The organism is Cyclobacterium sp. (assembly GCF_014762705.1).
Lineage (GTDB): Bacteria > Bacteroidota > Bacteroidia > Cytophagales > Cyclobacteriaceae > Cyclobacterium.
This window is the reverse complement of sequence record NZ_JABURL010000050.1, coordinates 50,742-70,343: the sequence shown is the minus strand read 5'-3', so window position 1 is coordinate 70,343 and position 19,602 is coordinate 50,742. Positions and strand designations below refer to the sequence as shown.

Annotated in this window: 16 protein-coding genes; 4 read left to right on the top strand and 12 right to left on the bottom strand. The window is 41.7% G+C overall.

The genetic code is table 11. From position 1 onward, the window contains the following. Nucleotides 1-238 precede the first annotated feature (238 nt). Nucleotides 239-4,525 carry a DNA polymerase III subunit alpha gene (gene dnaE, locus HUJ21_RS09550; protein ID WP_291369148.1) on the top strand — a complete coding sequence of 1,429 codons (4,287 nt, stop codon included), beginning with the start codon at nt 239-241 and terminating at the stop codon, nt 4,523-4,525. A 65-nt stretch (nt 4,526-4,590) separates the two neighbouring features. Continuing rightward, the gene (gene trxA, locus HUJ21_RS09545) at nt 4,591-4,941 is read left to right on the top strand and encodes a thioredoxin (RefSeq protein WP_291369299.1); all 351 of its coding nucleotides are present in this window, start codon (nt 4,591-4,593) and stop codon (nt 4,939-4,941) included. A 66-nt stretch (nt 4,942-5,007) separates the two neighbouring features. Here the strand turns inward: trxA and rffA are convergent, their stop codons facing one another. The 9 genes from rffA to cmk all read right to left on the bottom strand — a co-directional run bounded on the left by rffA (nt 5,008) and on the right by cmk (nt 13,242). Beyond that, a complete protein-coding gene (gene rffA / locus HUJ21_RS09540; protein ID WP_291369146.1) occupies nt 5,008-6,135 on the bottom strand; it encodes a dTDP-4-amino-4,6-dideoxygalactose transaminase in 1,128 nt (375 codons plus the stop codon). Between the two features lies 1 nt (nt 6,136). Then, nucleotides 6,137-6,760 carry a DUF502 domain-containing protein gene (locus tag HUJ21_RS09535; RefSeq protein WP_291369144.1) on the bottom strand — a complete coding sequence of 208 codons (624 nt, stop codon included), beginning with the start codon at nt 6,758-6,760 and terminating at the stop codon, nt 6,137-6,139. Between the two features lie 105 nt (nt 6,761-6,865). Further along, on the bottom strand, nt 6,866-7,477 hold the full coding sequence (gene nqrE / locus HUJ21_RS09530) for an NADH:ubiquinone reductase (Na(+)-transporting) subunit E (protein WP_166150137.1): 612 nt from the start codon (nt 7,475-7,477) through the stop codon (nt 6,866-6,868). 12 nt (nt 7,478-7,489) lie between these two features. After that, nucleotides 7,490-8,173, bottom strand: coding sequence for an NADH:ubiquinone reductase (Na(+)-transporting) subunit D (locus HUJ21_RS09525; RefSeq protein WP_291369141.1), 684 nt, complete (start codon nt 8,171-8,173; stop codon nt 7,490-7,492). 28 nt (nt 8,174-8,201) lie between these two features. After that, complete coding sequence (gene nqrC, locus HUJ21_RS09520; RefSeq protein ID WP_291369139.1) at nt 8,202-8,972, bottom strand: NADH:ubiquinone reductase (Na(+)-transporting) subunit C; 771 nt, start codon at nt 8,970-8,972, stop codon at nt 8,202-8,204. Beyond that, nucleotides 8,959-10,161 (bottom strand): NADH:ubiquinone reductase (Na(+)-transporting) subunit B, encoded by a 1,203-nt coding sequence (locus HUJ21_RS09515; RefSeq protein ID WP_291369137.1) that lies wholly within the window; start codon nt 10,159-10,161, stop codon nt 8,959-8,961. Before HUJ21_RS09515 ends, nqrC begins: the two co-directional genes overlap by 14 nt. 5 nt (nt 10,162-10,166) lie before the next feature. Next, entirely contained in the window at nt 10,167-11,528 is a 1,362-nt protein-coding gene (locus tag HUJ21_RS09510; RefSeq protein WP_291369135.1) for a Na(+)-translocating NADH-quinone reductase subunit A, read from the bottom strand. A gap of 132 nt (nt 11,529-11,660) precedes the next feature. Beyond that, a complete protein-coding gene (locus tag HUJ21_RS09505) occupies nt 11,661-12,560 on the bottom strand; it encodes a 4-hydroxy-3-methylbut-2-enyl diphosphate reductase (protein ID WP_291369133.1) in 900 nt (299 codons plus the stop codon). Nucleotides 12,561-12,564: 4 nt separating this feature from the next. Further along, on the bottom strand, nt 12,565-13,242 hold the full coding sequence (cmk, locus tag HUJ21_RS09500) for a (d)CMP kinase (protein ID WP_291369131.1): 678 nt from the start codon (nt 13,240-13,242) through the stop codon (nt 12,565-12,567). Nucleotides 13,243-13,395: 153 nt separating this feature from the next. Between cmk and ade the strand changes: the two genes are divergently transcribed. Beyond that, on the top strand, nt 13,396-15,045 hold the full coding sequence (gene ade / locus HUJ21_RS09495) for an adenine deaminase (protein WP_291369129.1): 1,650 nt from the start codon (nt 13,396-13,398) through the stop codon (nt 15,043-15,045). An 89-nt stretch (nt 15,046-15,134) separates the two neighbouring features. Next, on the top strand, nt 15,135-16,385 hold the full coding sequence (locus tag HUJ21_RS09490; protein WP_291369127.1) for a HAMP domain-containing sensor histidine kinase: 1,251 nt from the start codon (nt 15,135-15,137) through the stop codon (nt 16,383-16,385). An 87-nt stretch (nt 16,386-16,472) separates the two neighbouring features. Here HUJ21_RS09490 and HUJ21_RS09485 read toward each other — a convergent pair whose 3' ends face one another. The 3 genes from HUJ21_RS09485 to HUJ21_RS09475 form a co-directional block, all read right to left on the bottom strand. After that, nucleotides 16,473-17,552 (bottom strand): DUF3810 domain-containing protein, encoded by a 1,080-nt coding sequence (locus HUJ21_RS09485; protein WP_291369125.1) that lies wholly within the window; start codon nt 17,550-17,552, stop codon nt 16,473-16,475. A 25-nt stretch (nt 17,553-17,577) separates the two neighbouring features. Continuing rightward, nucleotides 17,578-18,159 (bottom strand): NifU family protein, encoded by a 582-nt coding sequence (locus tag HUJ21_RS09480; RefSeq protein WP_166150157.1) that lies wholly within the window; start codon nt 18,157-18,159, stop codon nt 17,578-17,580. A 97-nt stretch (nt 18,160-18,256) separates the two neighbouring features. Then, nucleotides 18,257-19,582 (bottom strand): dicarboxylate/amino acid:cation symporter, encoded by a 1,326-nt coding sequence (locus tag HUJ21_RS09475; RefSeq protein WP_291369122.1) that lies wholly within the window; start codon nt 19,580-19,582, stop codon nt 18,257-18,259. Nucleotides 19,583-19,602: the final 20 nt, after the last annotated feature.

The following is a 19,602-nucleotide window of genomic DNA, read 5'->3' as shown; positions in this document are numbered from 1 at the left end:
TTTAAAGTTGTGAAAAACATGGGATGTTGCGGGGAATTTTGTAACGACAAAGGGTCTGGTTATCTGGAAAACTACAATTCTGTAGCTTCATCCTGGTAAATTCTTTACGGGATTTATTCTATTATAATTTAAGCCGTTAACCATAGTTTACGGTATAAATGCCAGTAAAAACAAATTCTGGTTCCAGGCACAGAGATTTTACACACTGCCCCATCCTTCAATAGAAAAACGAACTTGTATGTACCTCATTTTTGATACCGAGACCACTGGTTTACCCAGGAATTACAATGCTCCCATGTCGGATTTGGAAAACTGGCCCCGCCTGGTCCAGTTGGCCTGGCAGCTTCACGATGAAAAAGGGGCCCTGCTTTCCCAAAATAATTTTATCGTAAAGCCTGATGGCTTTACCATCCCGTACAACACCGAGAAAATTCATGGTATTTCTACCCAAAGGGCACTAAAGGAAGGGCATGAGCTAAAAAAGGTTCTGGAGGAATTTGAAAAAGACTTGCAAGGTTCTCAATACCTTGTGGGACACAATATTGGATTTGACATCAACATTGTAGGTGCTGAATTACTGCGAAGTAATCGTGCCATCTCGCCTTTGGAAAAAGGCTCGCTCGATACCAAAGATATTTCCACAGAATTCTGTGCCATACCTGGCGGTAAAGGCGGAAAGTACAAATGGCCAACCTTACTGGAATTGCACACCAAACTTTTTGGAGAAGGATTTGGGGATGCCCATGATGCTGCCTATGATGTAGATGCGACAGCAAAATGCTTTTTTGGCCTGATCCAGAAAAGGGTGCAGGCTCCTGCAGCTGGTATAAGCCCTGAAGAGGTTATCTATGAATCTCCCCAACTGGATGAAGCTAACTTCGCAGGAGCAAAGGATGAAAAGAAAGTAGCTGCAAAAGATATTCTGAGAGCAGCAGTGGAGGCGGATATCTCTGACCTGGCCGATACCACTTTTAGTCATTTACATGTTCATACCCAATTCTCCATCCTTCAAGCCACCTCCGAAATCCCTGTCATGATCCGAAGGGCCAAAGAACTGGGCATGCCGGCCCTGGCCATGACCGACCATGGAAACATGATGGGGGCATTTAATTTTGTTAAGGAGGCCTTTAATCAGGGTATCAAACCCATAATAGGTTGCGAATTCAATGTTTGCAGAGATCGAAAAAATAAATCCAACAAAGATGATGGATTTCAAACTGTCCTCCTGGCCAAAAATAAAGCTGGCTACCACAACCTGGCCAAACTGGCCTCCTATGCCAATATTGAAGGTTTTTACTACCTGCCGAGAATAGACAAGGAACTGTTGGTTCAATATAAGGGGGATATCATTGCCACCACGGGAGGCCTTTGGGGAGAGATTCCCTACCTGATCCTTAATGTGGGAGAAACACAGGCTGAAGAAGCCTTCGTCTGGTGGCTGGAACAGTTTGGAGAGGATTTTTATATAGAGCTTAACCGGCATGGAATACCTGAAGAGGAAAAAGTCAATGAGGTACTGTTGCAATGGGCCAAGAAGTACAAGGTCAATTACTTTGCAGCCAACAATACCTATTACAATGCAAAAACCGATGCCAAGGCTCATGACATTTTGCTTTGTGTAAAGGATGGCGAGCTGGTCGCAAAACCAAAAAAATACATAGGAAAAAGGGGCCGGGAATTCAGGTATGGTTTTCCAAATGAGGAATTTTACCTCAAGAGTGCTGAGGAAATGAAAAAGCTTTTTGCAGACATCCCAGAAGCCATCAGCTGCACCGGTGAAATCATTGATAAAATTGAAGCTTTTAAATTGGAACGCGATGTATTGCTGCCCAAATTTGACATCCCGCAGGAATTCATTGATCCACAGGACGATATAGACGGAGGAAACAGGGGAGAGAATGCCTTCCTGAGACACCTGACCTATGCAGGTGCGACAAAACGTTATGGCACCATTACTGAAGAAATTAAGGAAAGACTTGATTTCGAATTGGAGACCATAGAAAGGACCGGATATCCTGGTTATTTTCTGATTGTCCAGGATTTTACCAGGGCGGCCAGAGATATGGGGGTTTCGGTGGGGCCAGGAAGGGGCTCCGCTGCCGGTTCAGCGGTGGCATTTTGCGTGGGTATCACCAATGTGGATCCCATTGCCTATGACTTGCTTTTTGAGAGATTCCTGAATCCGGACAGGGTATCTCTACCTGATATTGATATTGATTTCGATGATGAAGGCCGTCAGCGGGTAATTGAATATGTCATTCAAAAGTATGGGGCCAACCAGGTAGCCCAAATCATCACTTATGGCACCATGGCTGCCAAATCTGCCATAAGGGATACAGCCAGGGTATTGAACCTGCCTTTATCTGAGGCAGATCGACTGGCCAAGCTGGTTCCGGACATCAAATTAAAAAACCTCTTTGAATTGGCCAATGACCGGGCAAAACTGGCAGCAAAATTAAAAAACAACAACGAAAACCTGGACAAAGCCCTGGAGCTTATCCGAATTTCAAAGGGAAATGATGACAATTCAAAAACCGTCAACCAGGCCAAAGTATTGGAAGGATCCGTCAGAAACACCGGAATTCATGCCTGTGGGGTGATCATTACTCCGGATGATATTACCAATTTCGTCCCAGTTGCACTGGCCAAGGATTCTGATATGGTCTGTACCCAGTTTGACAATTCGGTTGTAGAAAGTGCCGGCCTGCTAAAAATGGACTTTTTGGGTTTGAAAACCCTAACCCTGATCAAAGATGCTGTCAGGATCATTAAGGAGCGGCACGGCATACTGCTGGATCCTGAAAACTTCCCCATTGATGATGAAAAGACCTATGAACTTTTTCAAAGAGGCGAAACAGTTGGGATTTTCCAGTATGAATCCACAGGCATGCAAAAATACATGCGGGAACTTAAACCTACAGTTTTTGCTGATCTGATTGCCATGAATGCGCTATACCGGCCAGGACCATTAGAGTACATTCCAAGCTTTATCAAAAGAAAGCATGGAACAGAGGAAATATCCTATGACCTGGAGGACATGAAGGAATACCTGGAAGAAACCTACGGTATTACGGTCTACCAGGAACAAGTGATGTTGCTCTCACAGAAATTGGCAGGTTTTACCAAAGGTGAAGCTGATGTATTGCGAAAGGCTATGGGTAAGAAGCAGAAAGACGTATTGGATAAAATGAAGCCAAATTTTATCGACCAGGCAGTAAGTAAAGGCCACGATGCCAAAAAACTGGAAAAAATATGGAAAGACTGGGAAGCATTTGCTTCCTATGCCTTTAACAAATCTCATTCAACCTGCTATGCCTGGATCGCTTACCAGACAGCCTATCTAAAAGCTCACTACCCAGCGGAATATATGGCCTCTGTTTTGAGCAATAACATGAATGATATCACTCAGGTCACCTTCTTCATGGAAGAATGCAAAAGGATGGGCATTCAGGTATTGGGACCAGATGTCAATGAATCCAAAAGTGACTTTACCGTAAATGTAGAAGGTCAGGTCAGGTTCGGCATGGCAGCAATCAAAGGGGCAGGAAATGCCGCTGTTAACGCTATCATTGAGGAGCGGGAAAAAGAAGGTCTGTATAATAACATTTTTGATTTTACAAAGAGGGTAAACCTCAAAGCCGTCAACAAGAAGACCATGGAAGTACTCGCCATGGCAGGGGGCTTTGACTGTTTTACCGACTTTCACCGAAGACAATACCTGGAAGCCCCTGAAGGAGAAGCGAGTTTGCTCGAAAAAGCGGTAAAATATGCGCAAAAAGTATTGCAGGAAGAGGAGAGTGCACAAGTTTCGCTCTTTGGTGGTGGCGGGGGAACAGATATTCCAGTTCCGTCTATTTCAGACCTGGAACCCTTTAGCCAGTTGCAACAATTGAATATAGAAAAAGAAGTCGTGGGCCTTTACATCTCCGGTCACCCCCTGGACCAATTTAAAGTTGAAATCGAAGCCTTTACCAATGCCAAATTACCTGAACTTGCCGACATTTCGTCTTTTAAGAACAAAGGTGAAATCAAATTGGCAGGTGCGGTAACCTCCTTTGCCCACAGAACCACTAAAAATGGAAAACCATTCGGAACCCTGACAATGGAGGATTACCATGGAGCCCATACCTTTTTCCTATTTGGTGAAGATTATGTGAAATTCAAGGAATATTTTATGACCGGATGGTTTTTATTCCTTTCCGGAAGTGTCCATCCTAATAAATATAAACCGGGAGAGTACGAATTCAAGCTCAACCAAATATCCTTATTGAACGATATCAGGGGCAGAATGATCAAAGGGGTAAGGGTACATATTGACTTGGATGACCTGGGGCTGGAACTCATGGAAAAATTGGAGGCAATCACCCAAAAATACAAAGGGGAGGCAAAACTCTATATCAATGTCATCGATAGTAAGGAAAATATCACCCTGGACCTGATGTCCTCCAAATACCGGATAGACCCTTCCAACGATTTGATTCAGGCCCTGGAACAAATCCCTGAGGTAGCCTATAAAATCATTTAAACCCAATATGGAAAAAATTATAACAACATTCCGGAACTAATTGCGACAGAAACGGATTAGAATATATATTTTCAGAAAACCATAATTACAAGAAAATGGCTAAAGCAATTGAAATAACAGATACCAATTTTGATGAGATCATCAAATCAGAACAACCCGTATTGATGGATTTTTGGGCAGAATGGTGTGGACCATGTAAAATGATTGGGCCAATTGTGGAAGAATTGGCAGCAGATTATGAGGGAAAGGCCACCATCACCAAGTTGGATGTAGATTCTAATCCTGATATCGCCTCTAAATTTGGTATTCGAAGCATCCCGACACTGTTGATTTTCAAAGATGGTCAAGTGGTGGATAAAGTGATCGGAGCAGTGCCCAAGTCAGTACTTGCCGATAAGTTAGAAGCTCAGATTTAAAATTTAATTTCTGTTTGCATATTACAAAGGCCCTTTGATTAAGGGCCTTTTTTCTTCCTGTTTTTTCTATTCCAACAATAGTTTTTCAAACTTTTCCTTTTCAAAGTCAGCAAAAAGAGGAAGCCGCAAAAGCCTGTTTTGGTATTTTTCTGCCTGGTTCAGGGGCTTACCTTTGTATTGATCCTGAAAATAGGGGCTTTGGTGAAGGCACTGGTAGTGAAAAACCGATAAAATCCCTTTGCTTTTTAAATGATTGATCAAATCTCCTCTCTGAGCAGCATCAGTACAAAGCAGGTAAAAAACATGAAAATTATGGTGGACATAATTTGGAACGATCGGTTTTTCCACGTCAAAAGAAGGAAATAATGAATGACAATTTTCAAAATACCAATTCCAGATCGCCTCTCGTTTTTTTTGACTATTTTCCAATTGCTCCAATTGGGCCCAAAGCCATGCTGCATTGATTTCGGAAGGGGCAAAAGCACTCCCCAAGCTTACCCATTCATAGGACTTGTGAATGCCTTGTTCAAAAGCACTTCTATTGGTCCCTCTATTCCAAACTTCCAAAGCCTTTTTGTTAAAAGAGGCATCATTCACAACCAACATACCTCCTTCCCCACAACTGATGTTTTTTGTTTCATGAAAGGAAAAAGCGGCCATATGCCCCATACTTCCCAAAGGGATTATTTTTCCATCCTCTCCCTGATAATAGGCATCTAGGGCAGCAGCAGCATCTTCTATCAAATAAATGTCATTCTCTTCGACCAATTTGCTGATAATCTCCATTTTGCAGGCCATGCCCCCATAATGCACAATAACCAGTGCCTTGGTCCTGGGGCTAATCAAATCTTGAAGTTTAGTTTCATCAATTACCGGATAATCCGGCCTGCTATCGGCAAAAACCAGTGTACAGCCCCTTAAGGCAAAGGCATTGGCAGTACTGACATAGGAATAACTGGGCAATATCACCTCATCCCCAGGTCCAAGCCCCATCAATATAGCAGCCATTTCAAGTGCCCGCGTACAGGAATGTGTCAAAAAGGTTTTCCCGAAGCCATATTTACTTTCAAAAAATTGCTGGCATTTTCCGGTATATTTTCCATTGCCCGATAACTTTCCATCCTTCATGGCATCCTGGATGTAGCTCCATTCATTTCCGGTGAAAAAAGGACGATTAAACGGGATACTGTACATATCAATGAATATCTGAAGAAGGGCTGGGTTTGCCGGAAGGCTTTTTAATTCTGGCCTCCGGATGGTAATAACTCAGGTGAGAAACACCTCCTGATACGATGAATTTCATGATTTCGGTACTGTTCACATTTTTAAGGCGCTTAATATTGCTTCTCGGGACCAGGTAAAGGTTACCGCTGAAATTGTAAGAATGGGGAAAGTAAACGGCTACCAGATCTTCCAAATCCAAAACCGATAAATCATCCTGGGTCATGAATCCCAGTCGGGACATATTTTCGGATAGCTTCACCACTATAGGGGTATTAAACTTCTTTTTGTCTCCAACAAAAGCAGACATCAAATCCTTGATACTGGTATAAAGAATATTGACCAATGGAATCCTGAATACAAGTTTCTCCAATTGCTCAAAAATAGATTTGGTAATAAAAATACTGGTCAGGTACCCTACCAGGGTGATGAAAACCAACATCACCAAAATACCCAAGCCGGGAATATTCACCGGGATAATATTATCCAAAAACCTTACGGTCAAAATGATAATATATGCCGTAAGAAAAAACGGCACCACAAAGAGCAAACCTCTTAGGAAATAACCAAGAATTCTTTTTGATGTGAAATCAGACATTGCTGTAACGGGTTAAAATGTAAATATAAACACAAAAAAAAACCTGTTCAACAATGATTGTGAACAGGGTTTTATGCTTATTCAGAGTGAATATAAACCGAGTAATTACAAATCAATACCCATAAAGGACATGAAGGCAACTCCCATTAGCCCTGTTATCAGCATGGTGATTCCCAATCCTTTTAGCCCATTGGGCACATTTGAGTACTTTAATTTTTCCCTAATGGCAGCAAGAGCAACTATGGCCAGAAAAAAACCTGTACCTGAACCGAACCCATACACCGCTGATTCAGCCAGGGTATAATCCCTTTGAGCCATGAATAGCGAACCACCGAGGATGGCACAGTTAACAGCGATCAAAGGGAGAAATATACCCAGAGCACCATAAAGTGCCGGGGCAAATTTTTCAACCACCATTTCTACCAACTGAACCATGGCCGCAATAATGGCAATAAACATGATAAACCTGAGAAAGGTAAGATCTATGGTAGCAAAAGAGGCTCCTAAAAAGGACAATGCTCCTTCTTTTAGAATAAATTCATTCAAAAGCCAGTTGAGGGGCACGGTAATGGTCAATACAAAGATAACCGCTGCGCCAAGTCCAAGAGCAGTACTTACTTTTTTGGATACTGCTAAAAAGGAACACATGCCAAGAAAGTAGGCAAATACCATGTTATCAATAAATATTGACCGTATAGCTAAATTAAATAATTCCATATTATCCCTTTATTAATGTTCTACATATCCTGTTTTGGTGCGTTGCACCCAAATCAGTAATCCCAAAATAATAAATGCTCCTACTGGAGAAACCATCAGCCCATTGGTAGCAAGCTGAAAATCCTCTCCAAACAAACTGGAGATTCCATCAAAAATGGGTATACCGAAAAGAGATCCAGATCCCCACAATTCCCGGAAAAAGGCAACCGTAAGGATAATCCATGAGTAACCCAAAGCACTTCCGAAACCATCCAATATGGAATCATAAGGTTTATTACCCAAAGCAAAGGCTTCCAATCGACCCATTACAATACAATTGGTAATTATCAATCCAACAAATACTGAAAGCTCCTTGTACATGTCATAAGCAAAGGCTTTAAGCACTTCATTGACCAAGGTAACCAACGTTGCAACCACGGCAAGCTGTACTATGATCCTCACCCTGGTTGGAATTGTATTCCTTAAAAGTGATATAGTAAGATTTGACATAACGATAACAAAAATTACAGATAAAGCCATAACCAGCGTAGGCTGCATTTGTGTGGTTACCGCAAGTGCCGAGCAAATTCCTAAAACCTGTATGGTTATAGGATTATCATCAACAAGTGGATCTGTAACGAGCTTTTTTCTTCTTTTTGAAAGTAATGGTTCGGAATCTTTTATTACCAATTCCTTTTCTTCTGTTTCTGTACTCATAATATCTTCTGTAATGAAACGTTCCAAATCATTTTAAAGCGGCCAATTCAGGATTACCACCTTTTTCCTTTTTAATAAAAGATTGGTAATGTTCCAGGTAATTACTCAACATATTATTAACTCCTTGTGCAGTAATAGTAGCACCTGATAAGCCATCAACCTTATGCGGATCTCCTGAATAATCTTTTCCTTCCCCTTTCTGCATCTTTACCGAGACAAGATTACCTTCATCATCATATACTGCCTTCTCCTTAAACCTTTCCTGGACATCAGGAGAAGTTATCCTTGCTCCCAGACCAGGAGTCTCCCCTGCATGAGAAAATGTAACGCCTTCTATTGTCGCCAAATCAGTCTTTAATGCCAGGTAACCCCAAATACTGTCCCATAAACCGCTTCCATAAACCGGGAAAATATAGGCAATAATATCATCCTCGCTTCCTTCCTCGTGATAAATAAAAACGGGATAAAGCCTGTCTTCAGGGGCCTTTTTGTAGTTTCTCTCAATATCTACCGATTCTGCGGTTACCGTAGCACCATCTTGTTCTTCAACTTCCTCCCCTTCTATATTTACTACCTTAGATGCTATCCTTTCTTCGTAATAAGTATTGACTTCCTCAGGCTTCATTTCTCCGATTTCATCGGAAGAAATTACAGCACCCAAAATCTGCTTTTTAGTATCCAATTCTTCTGCCTTTTTTTGAATAGGTTTCAGTACTTCCGCTGTACCAGAAAGCAATAAACCTAGAACGACAGTAAGAATAATAGAAAATGTGATAATGTATCCGTTAGACTGTTGCACGTTGTAACCTCCTTTTCTTATTTGCTTTTACTACATAATGATCAATCAATGGGGCAAATACATTCATAAACAGCACTGCCAACATGATTCCTTCGGGATATGCCGGATTGGTCACCCGGATAATGATGGTCAGTACACCAATCAAAAGACCGTAAACCCATTTTCCGGATTCGGTTTGGGCTGCTGATACGGGGTCAGTCGCCATAAAAACGATCCCAAAGGCTATACCCCCCATTACTAGATGATAATGCGCTGGCAGGGCCATATATTCATTTACTGCCAGTAGTTGCATGACCGCTGCCATGATATAAGCACCTCCGAATGCACTTACCATAATTTTCCAGCTTGCAACGCCTGTAAAGAGCAAAATAGCGGCTCCCAACAATACCATGAGAGTAGAGGTCTCTCCAATAGAGCCTGGAATAAATCCAAGAAACATGTTTGAAAAACTAAACATCCCTTCCATTACTGCAGAATTGTGACTCCCCAGATTGGAAACAGCATTAACTCCTTCTTGTCCGGACTGGTAGGCAACCGCCAAGGCAGTAGCCCCGGAAAATCCGTCAATCGGCACTTTATCCCCTAAATAGGTCCAGACCTGATCACCAGAAATCTGTGCCGGATAGGCAAAATATAAAAATGCCCTTGCGGTCATGGCTACATTCAGGATATTCATTCCCGTTCCACCAAAAACCTCCTTGGCGATGACAACTGCGAAAACCGTTGCCAATGCCACTTGCCACAATGGGGTAGTGGCAGGTACAACCAAGGGGATGAGCATTCCAGTAACAAGGAAGCCTTCATTGATCGGATGTTTTCTAATAACAGCAAAAGTAGCTTCTACTAATCCTCCTGCGGCATAAGAAACGATAACTATCGGCAAAACCAGGGTCAAACCCAAAATAAATTTATCCCCAAAACTGGCCTCTTCACCCACTGCCAGGAAATGCATGTGGCCCGTATTATAAATACCAAACAAAAGACAGGGTATCATGGCAATCACCACGGTGATCATCATTCTCTTTAAGTCAATGGCATCCTTTACCTGCGCACCTCTGGGACCTGTGGTATGCTTGGGTGAAAACAAAAATGTCTCACCTGCCTCGTACAAGTAATAAAGGTTTTCCAATTTTCCTCCCTTTTGAAATAAGGGTTTCTGTTTATCCAACAGATTGCGTAAAAACTCCATATTGTCTAACTGTATTGAATAAGTTCTATACCTTTCCTAACTATTTCCTGGACAGGGTGTTTTGAAACATCCACAAATTCACAAAGAGCCAGATCTTCTTCTACCACTTCATAAATACCCAACTCCTCCATTTCATCAAAATCTTCAGCCATGATGGCCTTTAACAAATATACTGGATAAATGTCCATGGGAGTAACACTTTCGAATACACCGGTCTGGACAAATGCCCTTTCTTCACCCCTGGCATTGGAATCCAAGGCATATTCCTTTTTAGGGAATAGAAAAGAAAGCAACCCAAGTGCTTTATGGTAACTCAGTTTTTCGGCAGTAGGTTTCATCCAACCCAGAAACTCATAATAATCCCCTTCAGGAATAATGGTTATCTGATGCTGATAAAAACCAACATACCCGTCCCGGTTAATTTTTTCTCCGGTTAGTACATTGCCGGAAATCACCCTGACCTTTTCTGTCTTTGTATTCCCTGCCACAAAACTATCCACACAGCTTCCTATATAGGTCTGTGCATAAAGTGGTGATTTGGTTTCCGAACCTGCAATGGCAATGAGCTTGGAAGCATCATAGATTCCATTGGCGAATAATTTACCTATCTGTACCACACCGTAAGGATTGATAGTCCATACCACTTCACCTTTGTTGATCGGAGAAATGTGGTGGATATGTACTCCAACATTCCCTGAAGGATGAGGACCCGAAAAGTGGTTGATTTCGGTTCCCTTAATATTGGAGAGCTCTTCTGATTTATGATCGGCGGATAAACCCAGGTTGACTTTTCCCTTGGTCAGCTTTTGCAGTACATTGATGCCCAACTGGAAATAGTTGGACTGGCCCTTAAGCAAAAAATCATAGTCAGGTGCCAGGGGATGGGTATCAAATCCCGAGATAAAAATGGCTTTCGGCTCCTCCTCAGGATTGGCTACTATGCCGTAGGGGCGCTGAATGAGTTGGGGCCATACACCAGTGACAGCCAGATGATCTACAATTTTTTCCCGGCTAGCTGCCTGAATGTCGGCTTCGTTAAATTTCTCGAAACTTTCAAAATCAATCTCGGTATCAGCAAGAATTTTGATTTCAAGCAGTTTCCTTTTTTCTCCACGTTTGATTTCAACAATTTCTCCGGATACAGGTGCAACGTATTGCACTTTTTCCATTTTCTTGTCAAATAATATGGGGGTGCCTGCCTTCACCGAATCACCTTCCTTTACAAGGACCTTTGGTCTTTGCATTCCGATGAAATCTGTAGGCTTGATGGCAAAGGTTTTGACAGGTTGGAAGTTGCCAATTTTTTTCTCGGCTTTCCCTACCAGGCGAATATCAAACCCTTTCTTAAGCTTGATTTGTTTTGACATATTTGATTTTTGAAACTATATGGTCCTATGAAAAACGCCTCAAATCTAATAAATTACATTAGTTTTAAGAAGCTAAATCTGTGATTATTTGCCAAATTATCATCAAAAGCCTTTGGTAGAGCCTTGATTTTATTATCCTGCTTCTATCGGGTTTTCATCCATGGAAAGAAGGTATTCTTTTACCTGTTCCATCAACCACATGGGAGTGGAAGTGGCACCGCATATTCCAACACTATCTTCGGGGCGTATCCAGTCCGGATTTATATCCTGCTCATTTTCGACAAAATAGCTTCTGGGATTCACTCCTTTGCATACCTGAAACAATGCTTTTCCATTTGAACTTTTCTTGCCGGAAACAAAAAAGATGACGTCTTTTTCTTCGGAAAATTTCAATAATTGAGGCTCCCTGTTTGAAACTTGCCTGCATATAGAATCGTTGGCGTTGAAATCCATCTCTTCCAGGCTCCCCTTTTCTGATCTAATCCTTTCTTCAATCTTTTCCTTTAGTTCATAAAACCCTCTGGTACTCTTGGTTGTCTGGCTGAACAGGGTAACCGGCCTGGAAAAATCAATTTGATCCAGATCTTTATCCTCCATTACAATAATGGCTTTCTCCAGTGTCTGTCCTGTAAGGCCAATTACTTCGGCATGCCCTTTTTTACCGTAAATCACAATTTGACCCTCCTGTTTTTCCATTTTATCAAAGGCAGTCTTTACCCTGTGCTGCAGTTTCAAAACTACCGGACAGGAGGCATCAATCAACTCAATATTGTTCTTTATCGCTGTACGATAAGTTTCAGGAGGCTCACCATGGGCACGGATCAATACCTTGCAATCACGCAGGCACTGCAAATCTTCCCGGTCAATTACCACCAGACCCTTATCACTTAACCTCCTCACTTCCATGTCATTATGAACGATATCTCCAAGACAATAGAGCTTTTGATTATCAGCCATTTCATCTTCAGCCATTTTAATGGCATATTCCACACCAAAACAATATCCCGAATTCTTATCTATTGTAACTTCCATAAATTCAATTCATTCTCTTTTTAGCCAATTCAATTATCCTGGAAACCTGCTCTTCAAAATCCAGATAACTGGTATCCAATTCGATTGCATCGTCCGCTTTAACTAATGGACTTATAGCCCTTGTGGTATCAATGGCATCTCTGTTTTCAAGATTTTCTTTTACTTTATCCAAACTAAGCATTTCTCCCTTTTCCAAAAGCTCCTTTTGCCTTCGGGCTGCTCTTATGCCTGTATCCGCTTTCATAAATACCTTTAATTCGGCTTTTGGAAATACAACTGTACCAATATCCCTGCCATCCATCACAATTCCCTTCTTTTTTCCCAGTTTCCTTTGTTTTTCAACCATGGCTCTTCGGACTTCTTCTAATTTACTGATTTCACTAACCCTGGAAGACACCTGCATTCCTCTGATTTCCTCTTCTACATTAACACCGTTAAGGTAAACTTGTTGGACTCCGCTTGGAGCATCCTGATGAAATGAGATATCAAGTTCTTGCAAACCCTTGCTTACTTCTTTTGGAATATCCGGGTTAATGTAATTTTCTATAAAAAACAAAGTAACCGCCCTATACATGGCACCTGAATCCAGATAGGTATACCCTAAAGCCCTGGCTACTGCTTTGGCCGTGGTACTCTTTCCACACCCGGAATAACCGTCAATGGCAATAATTATTCTCTTCATCAAAAAAATGAGTTGTTAACTGCTTTCCTTTTCAAATGCAAATATAGTATATTTATGACTATTCTGGGCAGCAGACCTATTTTGTATTGGTATTTATCCAGCTCAGGTAAAGGAAACAGCAGCATAAGCACTATTTTAACTTTTCACAATAGAATGACGACAGCTTTCAGTGTAACAGGACATTTTGTAGATATTCAAAACCAAGACATTTATCCCGCTGAAATACAAGTAAGCGGCAAAAAAATCAAAGCCATAAAGAGAATTGCTGACGCTCCCGAACAATACCTGCTTCCGGGCTTTGTAGATGCTCATGTGCATATTGAATCTTCATTACTTGTTCCTTCGGAGTTTGCCAGATTGGCAGTTTTGCATGGCACCGTAGCCACCGTCTCTGACCCCCACGAAATTGCCAATGTCTGCGGCATGGATGGAATAAGTTTTATGATTGACAATGGCCATGATACGCCGTTTAAATTTTTTTTTGGCGCACCTTCCTGCGTTCCTGCCACATCTTTTGAAACTGCAGGTGCAGCTATCACCCCGGACGAAATTGATCAACTGTTCCGGGAGAAAAACCTGCTTTATCTCGCAGAAATGATGAATTGGCCGGGAGTGCTATCAGGGGATGTTTTGGTACAAGAAAAAATAAAGCTGGCCAAAAAATATGGAAAACCCGTTGACGGTCATGCTCCAGGCCTAATGGGAGAAAATGCGGCAAAATATGCGGCGGCAGGTATATCCACTGACCATGAATGTTTTACGATAGAAGAAGCGAGAGACAAAATCAGCTATGGCATGAAAGTAGCTATCCGCGAAGGCAGTGCGGCAAAAAATTTTGATGCCTTGATTGACTTAATGGATGAAACCCCTAAACAACTGATGTTTTGCTCAGATGACAAACATCCCGACAGCTTATTGGATGGCCATATCAATCAACTTGTGGCCCGGGCAGTGGCATTGGGAAAGGACTTGTTTGACGTTCTGAGGGCTGCCTGCATCACACCAGTAGCCCATTATGGATTGGATGTAGGCTTGTGTAAGGAAGGTGATCCGGCCGATTTTATTGTGGTAGAAAACCTGGTTGATTTTATTCCCAGGCAAACCTACATCAATGGGCAAATGGTCGCCAATAATGGGATATCCGAAATTTCAAGTTTAAGCTGCATTCCCATCAACCATTTCAAGGCAAAGCCCCTTTCAGGGAATGTCTTTGATTTAATTAAAGAAGAAGGCCCGGCAAAAATCATACAGGTGCTCGACCGGCAACTGATTACAAAAACCATTGTGGCAAAAGTGAGGGCTGAGAGAGGAAAAGTGATCTCAGATCCAGAAAAAGATATTTTAAAAATTGCCGTGATCAACCGGTATGCCATTAACAGTAAGCCTCAGGTAGCTTTGGTGAAAGGTTTTGGGTTAAAAGAAGGGGCCATCGCTTCCTCCGTAGCCCACGATTCCCATAATATCATCGTTGTGGGCTGCACTGATGAAGCCATGATACAAGCAGCTAACCTTATCATTACCCATCAGGGAGGATTATCCGCAGTTGCAAATGAAAAGGAAAGTGTGCTACCCTTGCCTGTAGCAGGCCTGATGAGCCATCAGGATGCTTTTAAAGTGGCGGAACAATACACCCTGTTGGATAAAATGGCCAAAAACATGGGATCTTCACTTCAATCTCCATTCATGTCGTTAAGCTTTATGGCATTATTGGTTATCCCTCAGATTAAAATAAGCGATCAGGGTCTTTTTGATGGCGAGATGTTTGAATTTATTTCCGTTTTCGAAAAAAAGAAGGAAGCGTAAAAACCTAACCTCAACGGTGGAAAGTGAATTTTTGGAAAGACATAAAGACATACACTAAGCATTTGTTCTACTGGGAAAAGAACCCGGTCATGGAGAAACAAATATTCAATGCCACGCTGGTTATTGCTTTTTTCTTCATGATTGCCATGGCTTTTTTCAATCTGATTATTGGAAATTTTGTTTTAATCGGGCTGACTCTATTTGTGATTGCAGGACTTTTAGTTTGCTTTAACCTGCTAAGAAAAAAAAACAAATACAAGTTGGCTTATTATATTTTCGGGCTGTCCATCTATCCTTTTTTAGCAATTAGCTTTTTTTATAATGATGGTATTCAGGGGCCCATTTTTTACATTTTTCTTCTTTCCCACCTTGTTATTCTCAGTGTATCCACTCATGGTGGATATGTTTTCTGGACCCTGGTCAATGGAACATTCTTTTTTATCCTTTATTATATAGGTGTATTTCATGAAGTGTGGATACCAAAAATGTATAACAGCAAGGATATTATTTTTGTGGACCACACGCTCACTTATGCTGCCTGCCTGGCAGGAATCACTTTTTTGGTGCTGACATTAAAAAAATTTTACCGGGTTCAGAAAAACAAGGTAAAAGAAAAAACCAATGAATTGATGCAGCTAAACCGAAGTTTAACTAAGACCAGTGCCCAAAAAGATAAAATCATCACCATTATTTCACATGACCTAAAAAACCCACTTCAATCCATCATGCAAACCATGGAGTTGATGAAAAACGGAGATCTGCCACCCGAAGAGGTTGCGTTTCTTCACGAAGAATTGTCAAAAATAACCAGCAGGACCTATAATATGATGGAAAATATCCTGGATTGGTCTTCATTCGAACTAAAAAACAAAACCGTACGGGTCAGGGAAATCAAATTAAAAGCGCTGATTGAAGATACAACAGAGATTTTTAAAGTAATGGCCAAGCAAAAACAAATAGCTCTTCTCCTGGAGTACAAAAAAAACCCTTTGGTTAAAATTGAAACGGACCGACTACTGCTTATTTACAGGAACCTTGTGCAAAATGCCATTAAATTTACACCTATAGGGGGTAAAGTAAAGGTTGAAATAAATGCCAAAGGCAGATCAGTGAGCATTTCCATTCAGGATGATGGAGTAGGTATTTCTGAAGAACGCCAGAAAAAGATATTTGATCAGGACATCAAATCCACTTATGGAACCGAGCAGGAAAAAGGTACCGGAATGGGATTACACCTCTGCTTTCAGAATGCACACAGGCTTGGAGGTAAAATAGACGTAAAAAGTGTGGAAGGAAATGGTTCAGTTTTTATTTTGACTTTTCCTGACGGCTTGGCTTAATATTATAGGTCTTTTACCCTGGTTCCGGTATAAGCTTTCTCTGCGAGGGGAAAGGCTACAGGAAGATTCCCAGGTGCTATTTCCGCTTCAATAAGAATTTCCGGATTTTGATCTCCATGCAAAAGCCAGCATGGGGAGTTGGGCATAACTCTTTACCCCTGCTTTAATCCCCTGAGATTTCAGGTACAAATCGTTGGATTTCCGGCTTAATTCAAGCGAATAAGGTCTGATTTCCAGGTTGGCTTTTTGGATTTCCACTATATCCGATTTAATGGCTATGGGAATATTTTCTGTAAACTGACTGTACGATTCCCGGTCCATTCTATGCAAATCGTTCAACTGGTACCTGAAAAGTTTGAGTTCTCCCGCATATTTCAGAAAAGGATCACTGCTTTCAGCACAAACCAGCCAGGCGATGAAGTTGGCTTCTCCCTCATCTGTAATCCCAAAACCATGAGCCAATTCATGGGCAAGTGTAAAGCTTTTTTCCAATGGATGTAGGGAAGGATCAAGATAGCCTTCGCCTGTAAAAGGGAAATAAATACCGAAAATACCCATTCTTCTCATCATTCCTGAAGGATAAAACTGTTTCACCGTAGGCATTCCCCGCCAGGAATAACCCATATCTGACAAAATGATTTTCATTTCTCTTCTAAGCAATTCCCTGTGATCCTTAAAATCCCAAAAATTGACAATAGTATCGCTATCCTGTTGAAGGCGTCCTCTAAGGTGAAACAGACCAGCCTGAGTAGCTGCCATTTCCTGTAGCAACAATTCCGTGTTCAATGGTGCTGGCTGCAAGGATAAATGCTGGTAAAGCGGGATCCTGTAATAATTATAGCCCCAGAGAAAAAGGAAAAAAAATACGATCCAACCGGAAAAGTTTATCAATCTCCTGAAGCAAAAATACAATCTCGACCTGAAACCCTTGATTTCTTTGATCAATCCTTTAAAAAAAACCCATCCCAGCCAGAGCAGCCCTGCTAGCAGCAGGTAAAATGCTGGAATAGGAAGAAGCGTAATGGAATAATCGAGTATACCTCTAATGGCAGGATAAAGACCCCTGGCATACCATACTTCAGTGAAGCTGGGGTAGTTTTGAGAAACAAGTCTTATAAGGACTGAAAATAGACCCAAAATCCCTCCAATCCACCTTCCAAGGACCATTGATCTGCTAATGAAAAGCTACAAACTATACTCCTTCGGCTTCCACACCTTTGACCTCTTCCAACATTCCGGTGAGTAAGTTTTCAATTCCTGCTTTTAAGGTAATGGTACTTGAGGGACAGCCTGAACATGCGCCCTGCAGCAACACCTTAACGATACCATCCTGAAAACTATGAAAGACAATGGCTCCTCCATCTTGTTCCACTGCAGGTCGAATGTATTCATCCAGGATGCCTTTGATTTTTTTTACCGTTTCGCTATCATTTTCATCGAAAAGTGGATCTTGCTCAAATTGAGTCGTTACAGGTTGCTTCCCGGAAGATAAAAACTCCTTGATATGATTTCGGATATGATCTTGAATGGTTTCCCATGGTATATCGGCTTTTTTTGTTACGGTAACAAAATTGGATGCGATAAATACCCTTTCTACAGCTGCAAAATTGAATAGCTCTTTGGCCAAAGGTGCATTCTCTGCACTTTTTTCATCCGGAAAATCAAAACTCACCCCATCATCTGCCAACATGAAGTTGGCAACAAACTTTAAAGAATTGGGATTGGGGTTGGCTTCCATGTAAAGATGAACCGGCTTTTTCTCTGCTTCTAACATTGATCACAATATTTAAGTACGCTATATTTTCTACCACTGAAACGCCAGGGAATCAATGATGGTTCGGAAAAGGTATATTTCCTGCGATTATTGATTTTCAGGATGCCGTCAATGGGTTTGCTTTGCGCACCAGACCTTCTGGCAATTCCCCCTCAGTAGAGGCGACCACGGTGCATACCATTGCATCTCCTGTTACATTTACAATTGTCCTGAACATATCCAAAATACGATCAGGGGCGAGTATCAAAGCAATCCCTGCTGCTGGTACGCCTATGGACTCCAAAACAATAATCAGCATGATTATTCCCGCGCCAGGTACCCCTGCCGTTCCAATTGAGGCAAGTGTAGCGGTCATCACGATCAACAACTGCTGACTTAAAGTCAAGTCCATTCCCAGGGCCTGGGCAATAAATACAGCTGCTACTCCCTGATAGAGGCTTGTTCCGTCCATATTAATGGTGGCACCCAGAGGCAACACAAAACTACTTACCTCCTCAGAAACACCAATTTCCTCCTCCACCTGCTTCATGGTGACAGGAAGAGTGGCAGAACTGGAGCTGGTCGTGAAAGCAAGTAATTGCGCTGGTCTGATCGCTTTGAAAAAATCAAGGTACCTGACTTTGGTGAAAAGTTTCAGGATCATGGGGTAAATGAATAAAATCATAAAAAACAGGCCTCCCAAAACTACCAGGCTGTACTTTAGCAACGCAAGGAGTAATTCCAGGGCAGAATCCGGATTATCACCCGTTATTTCTACTATGAGGGAAGCCATCAGGGCAAAAACACCATATGGTGCAAGTATCATGATGAACCCGACAATCTTGATTATGACATCATTCAATCCTTCAAAAAAAGCAATTACAGGTTCGGCCTTACTCTTGGGAATCTGAATCAGTGCAATGCCGACAATAATGGCAAAAAACACGACCTGTAGCATGCTGGCATTATCTGTAGCTGCCAGGAAAACATTTTCAGGCACCATGTCCACCAAAGGCTGCAAGGGACTTTGTTGCTTTAATTCTTCGGCTTGAAGGGATTTACTATCTGCAGTTTCATCATACAAACTCATCAGGTTGTCCCTGGTATCTGTAGGCAAACTTTTACCCGGATTGAAAATATTTACAATCACTAAACCTATGGTCACGGAAAGAGCGGTGGTAAAAATATAAGTAAGAATGGTTTTCCCACCGATACGGCTGAGTTTGGTGATGTCACCTAAGTTAGAGACCCCTACAATCAGGGAGGCCAGTACCAGCGGTACAGCTATCATTTTCAGTCCGTTAATGAAAATGGTCCCTACAGGTTTGATATAATTTAAGGTAAAATCCGGCGAAATTCCCAATTTGACTACTCCCAGGCCTACCATTAGTCCCAGGACCAGGCCGATGATAATTTGGGTGTGAAGGGGTATTCTTTTTTTCATGTGTGATTAGTGGTTGTGGT

What these genes read in the sequence shown, in the direction of transcription:
- dnaE (WP_291369148.1), top strand. Translation starts at nt 239, where the DNA reads ATGTACCTCATTTTTGATACCGAGACCACTGGTTTACCCAGGAATTAC.
- rffA (WP_291369146.1), bottom strand. Translation starts at nt 6,135, where the DNA reads ATGTACAGTATCCCGTTTAATCGTCCTTTTTTCACCGGAAATGAATGG.
- HUJ21_RS09535 (WP_291369144.1), bottom strand. Translation starts at nt 6,760, where the DNA reads ATGTCTGATTTCACATCAAAAAGAATTCTTGGTTATTTCCTAAGAGGT.
- nqrE (WP_166150137.1), bottom strand. Translation starts at nt 7,477, where the DNA reads ATGGAATTATTTAATTTAGCTATACGGTCAATATTTATTGATAACATG.
- HUJ21_RS09525 (WP_291369141.1), bottom strand. Translation starts at nt 8,173, where the DNA reads ATGAGTACAGAAACAGAAGAAAAGGAATTGGTAATAAAAGATTCCGAA.
- HUJ21_RS09515 (WP_291369137.1), bottom strand. Translation starts at nt 10,161, where the DNA reads ATGGAGTTTTTACGCAATCTGTTGGATAAACAGAAACCCTTATTTCAA.
- HUJ21_RS09510 (WP_291369135.1), bottom strand. Translation starts at nt 11,528, where the DNA reads ATGTCAAAACAAATCAAGCTTAAGAAAGGGTTTGATATTCGCCTGGTA.
- HUJ21_RS09505 (WP_291369133.1), bottom strand. Translation starts at nt 12,560, where the DNA reads ATGGAAGTTACAATAGATAAGAATTCGGGATATTGTTTTGGTGTGGAA.
- cmk (WP_291369131.1), bottom strand. Translation starts at nt 13,242, where the DNA reads ATGAAGAGAATAATTATTGCCATTGACGGTTATTCCGGGTGTGGAAAG.
- ade (WP_291369129.1), top strand. Translation starts at nt 13,396, where the DNA reads ATGACGACAGCTTTCAGTGTAACAGGACATTTTGTAGATATTCAAAAC.
- HUJ21_RS09490 (WP_291369127.1), top strand. Translation starts at nt 15,135, where the DNA reads ATGGAGAAACAAATATTCAATGCCACGCTGGTTATTGCTTTTTTCTTC.
- HUJ21_RS09485 (WP_291369125.1), bottom strand. Translation starts at nt 17,552, where the DNA reads ATGGTCCTTGGAAGGTGGATTGGAGGGATTTTGGGTCTATTTTCAGTC.
- HUJ21_RS09480 (WP_166150157.1), bottom strand. Translation starts at nt 18,159, where the DNA reads ATGTTAGAAGCAGAGAAAAAGCCGGTTCATCTTTACATGGAAGCCAAC.
- HUJ21_RS09475 (WP_291369122.1), bottom strand. Translation starts at nt 19,582, where the DNA reads ATGAAAAAAAGAATACCCCTTCACACCCAAATTATCATCGGCCTGGTC.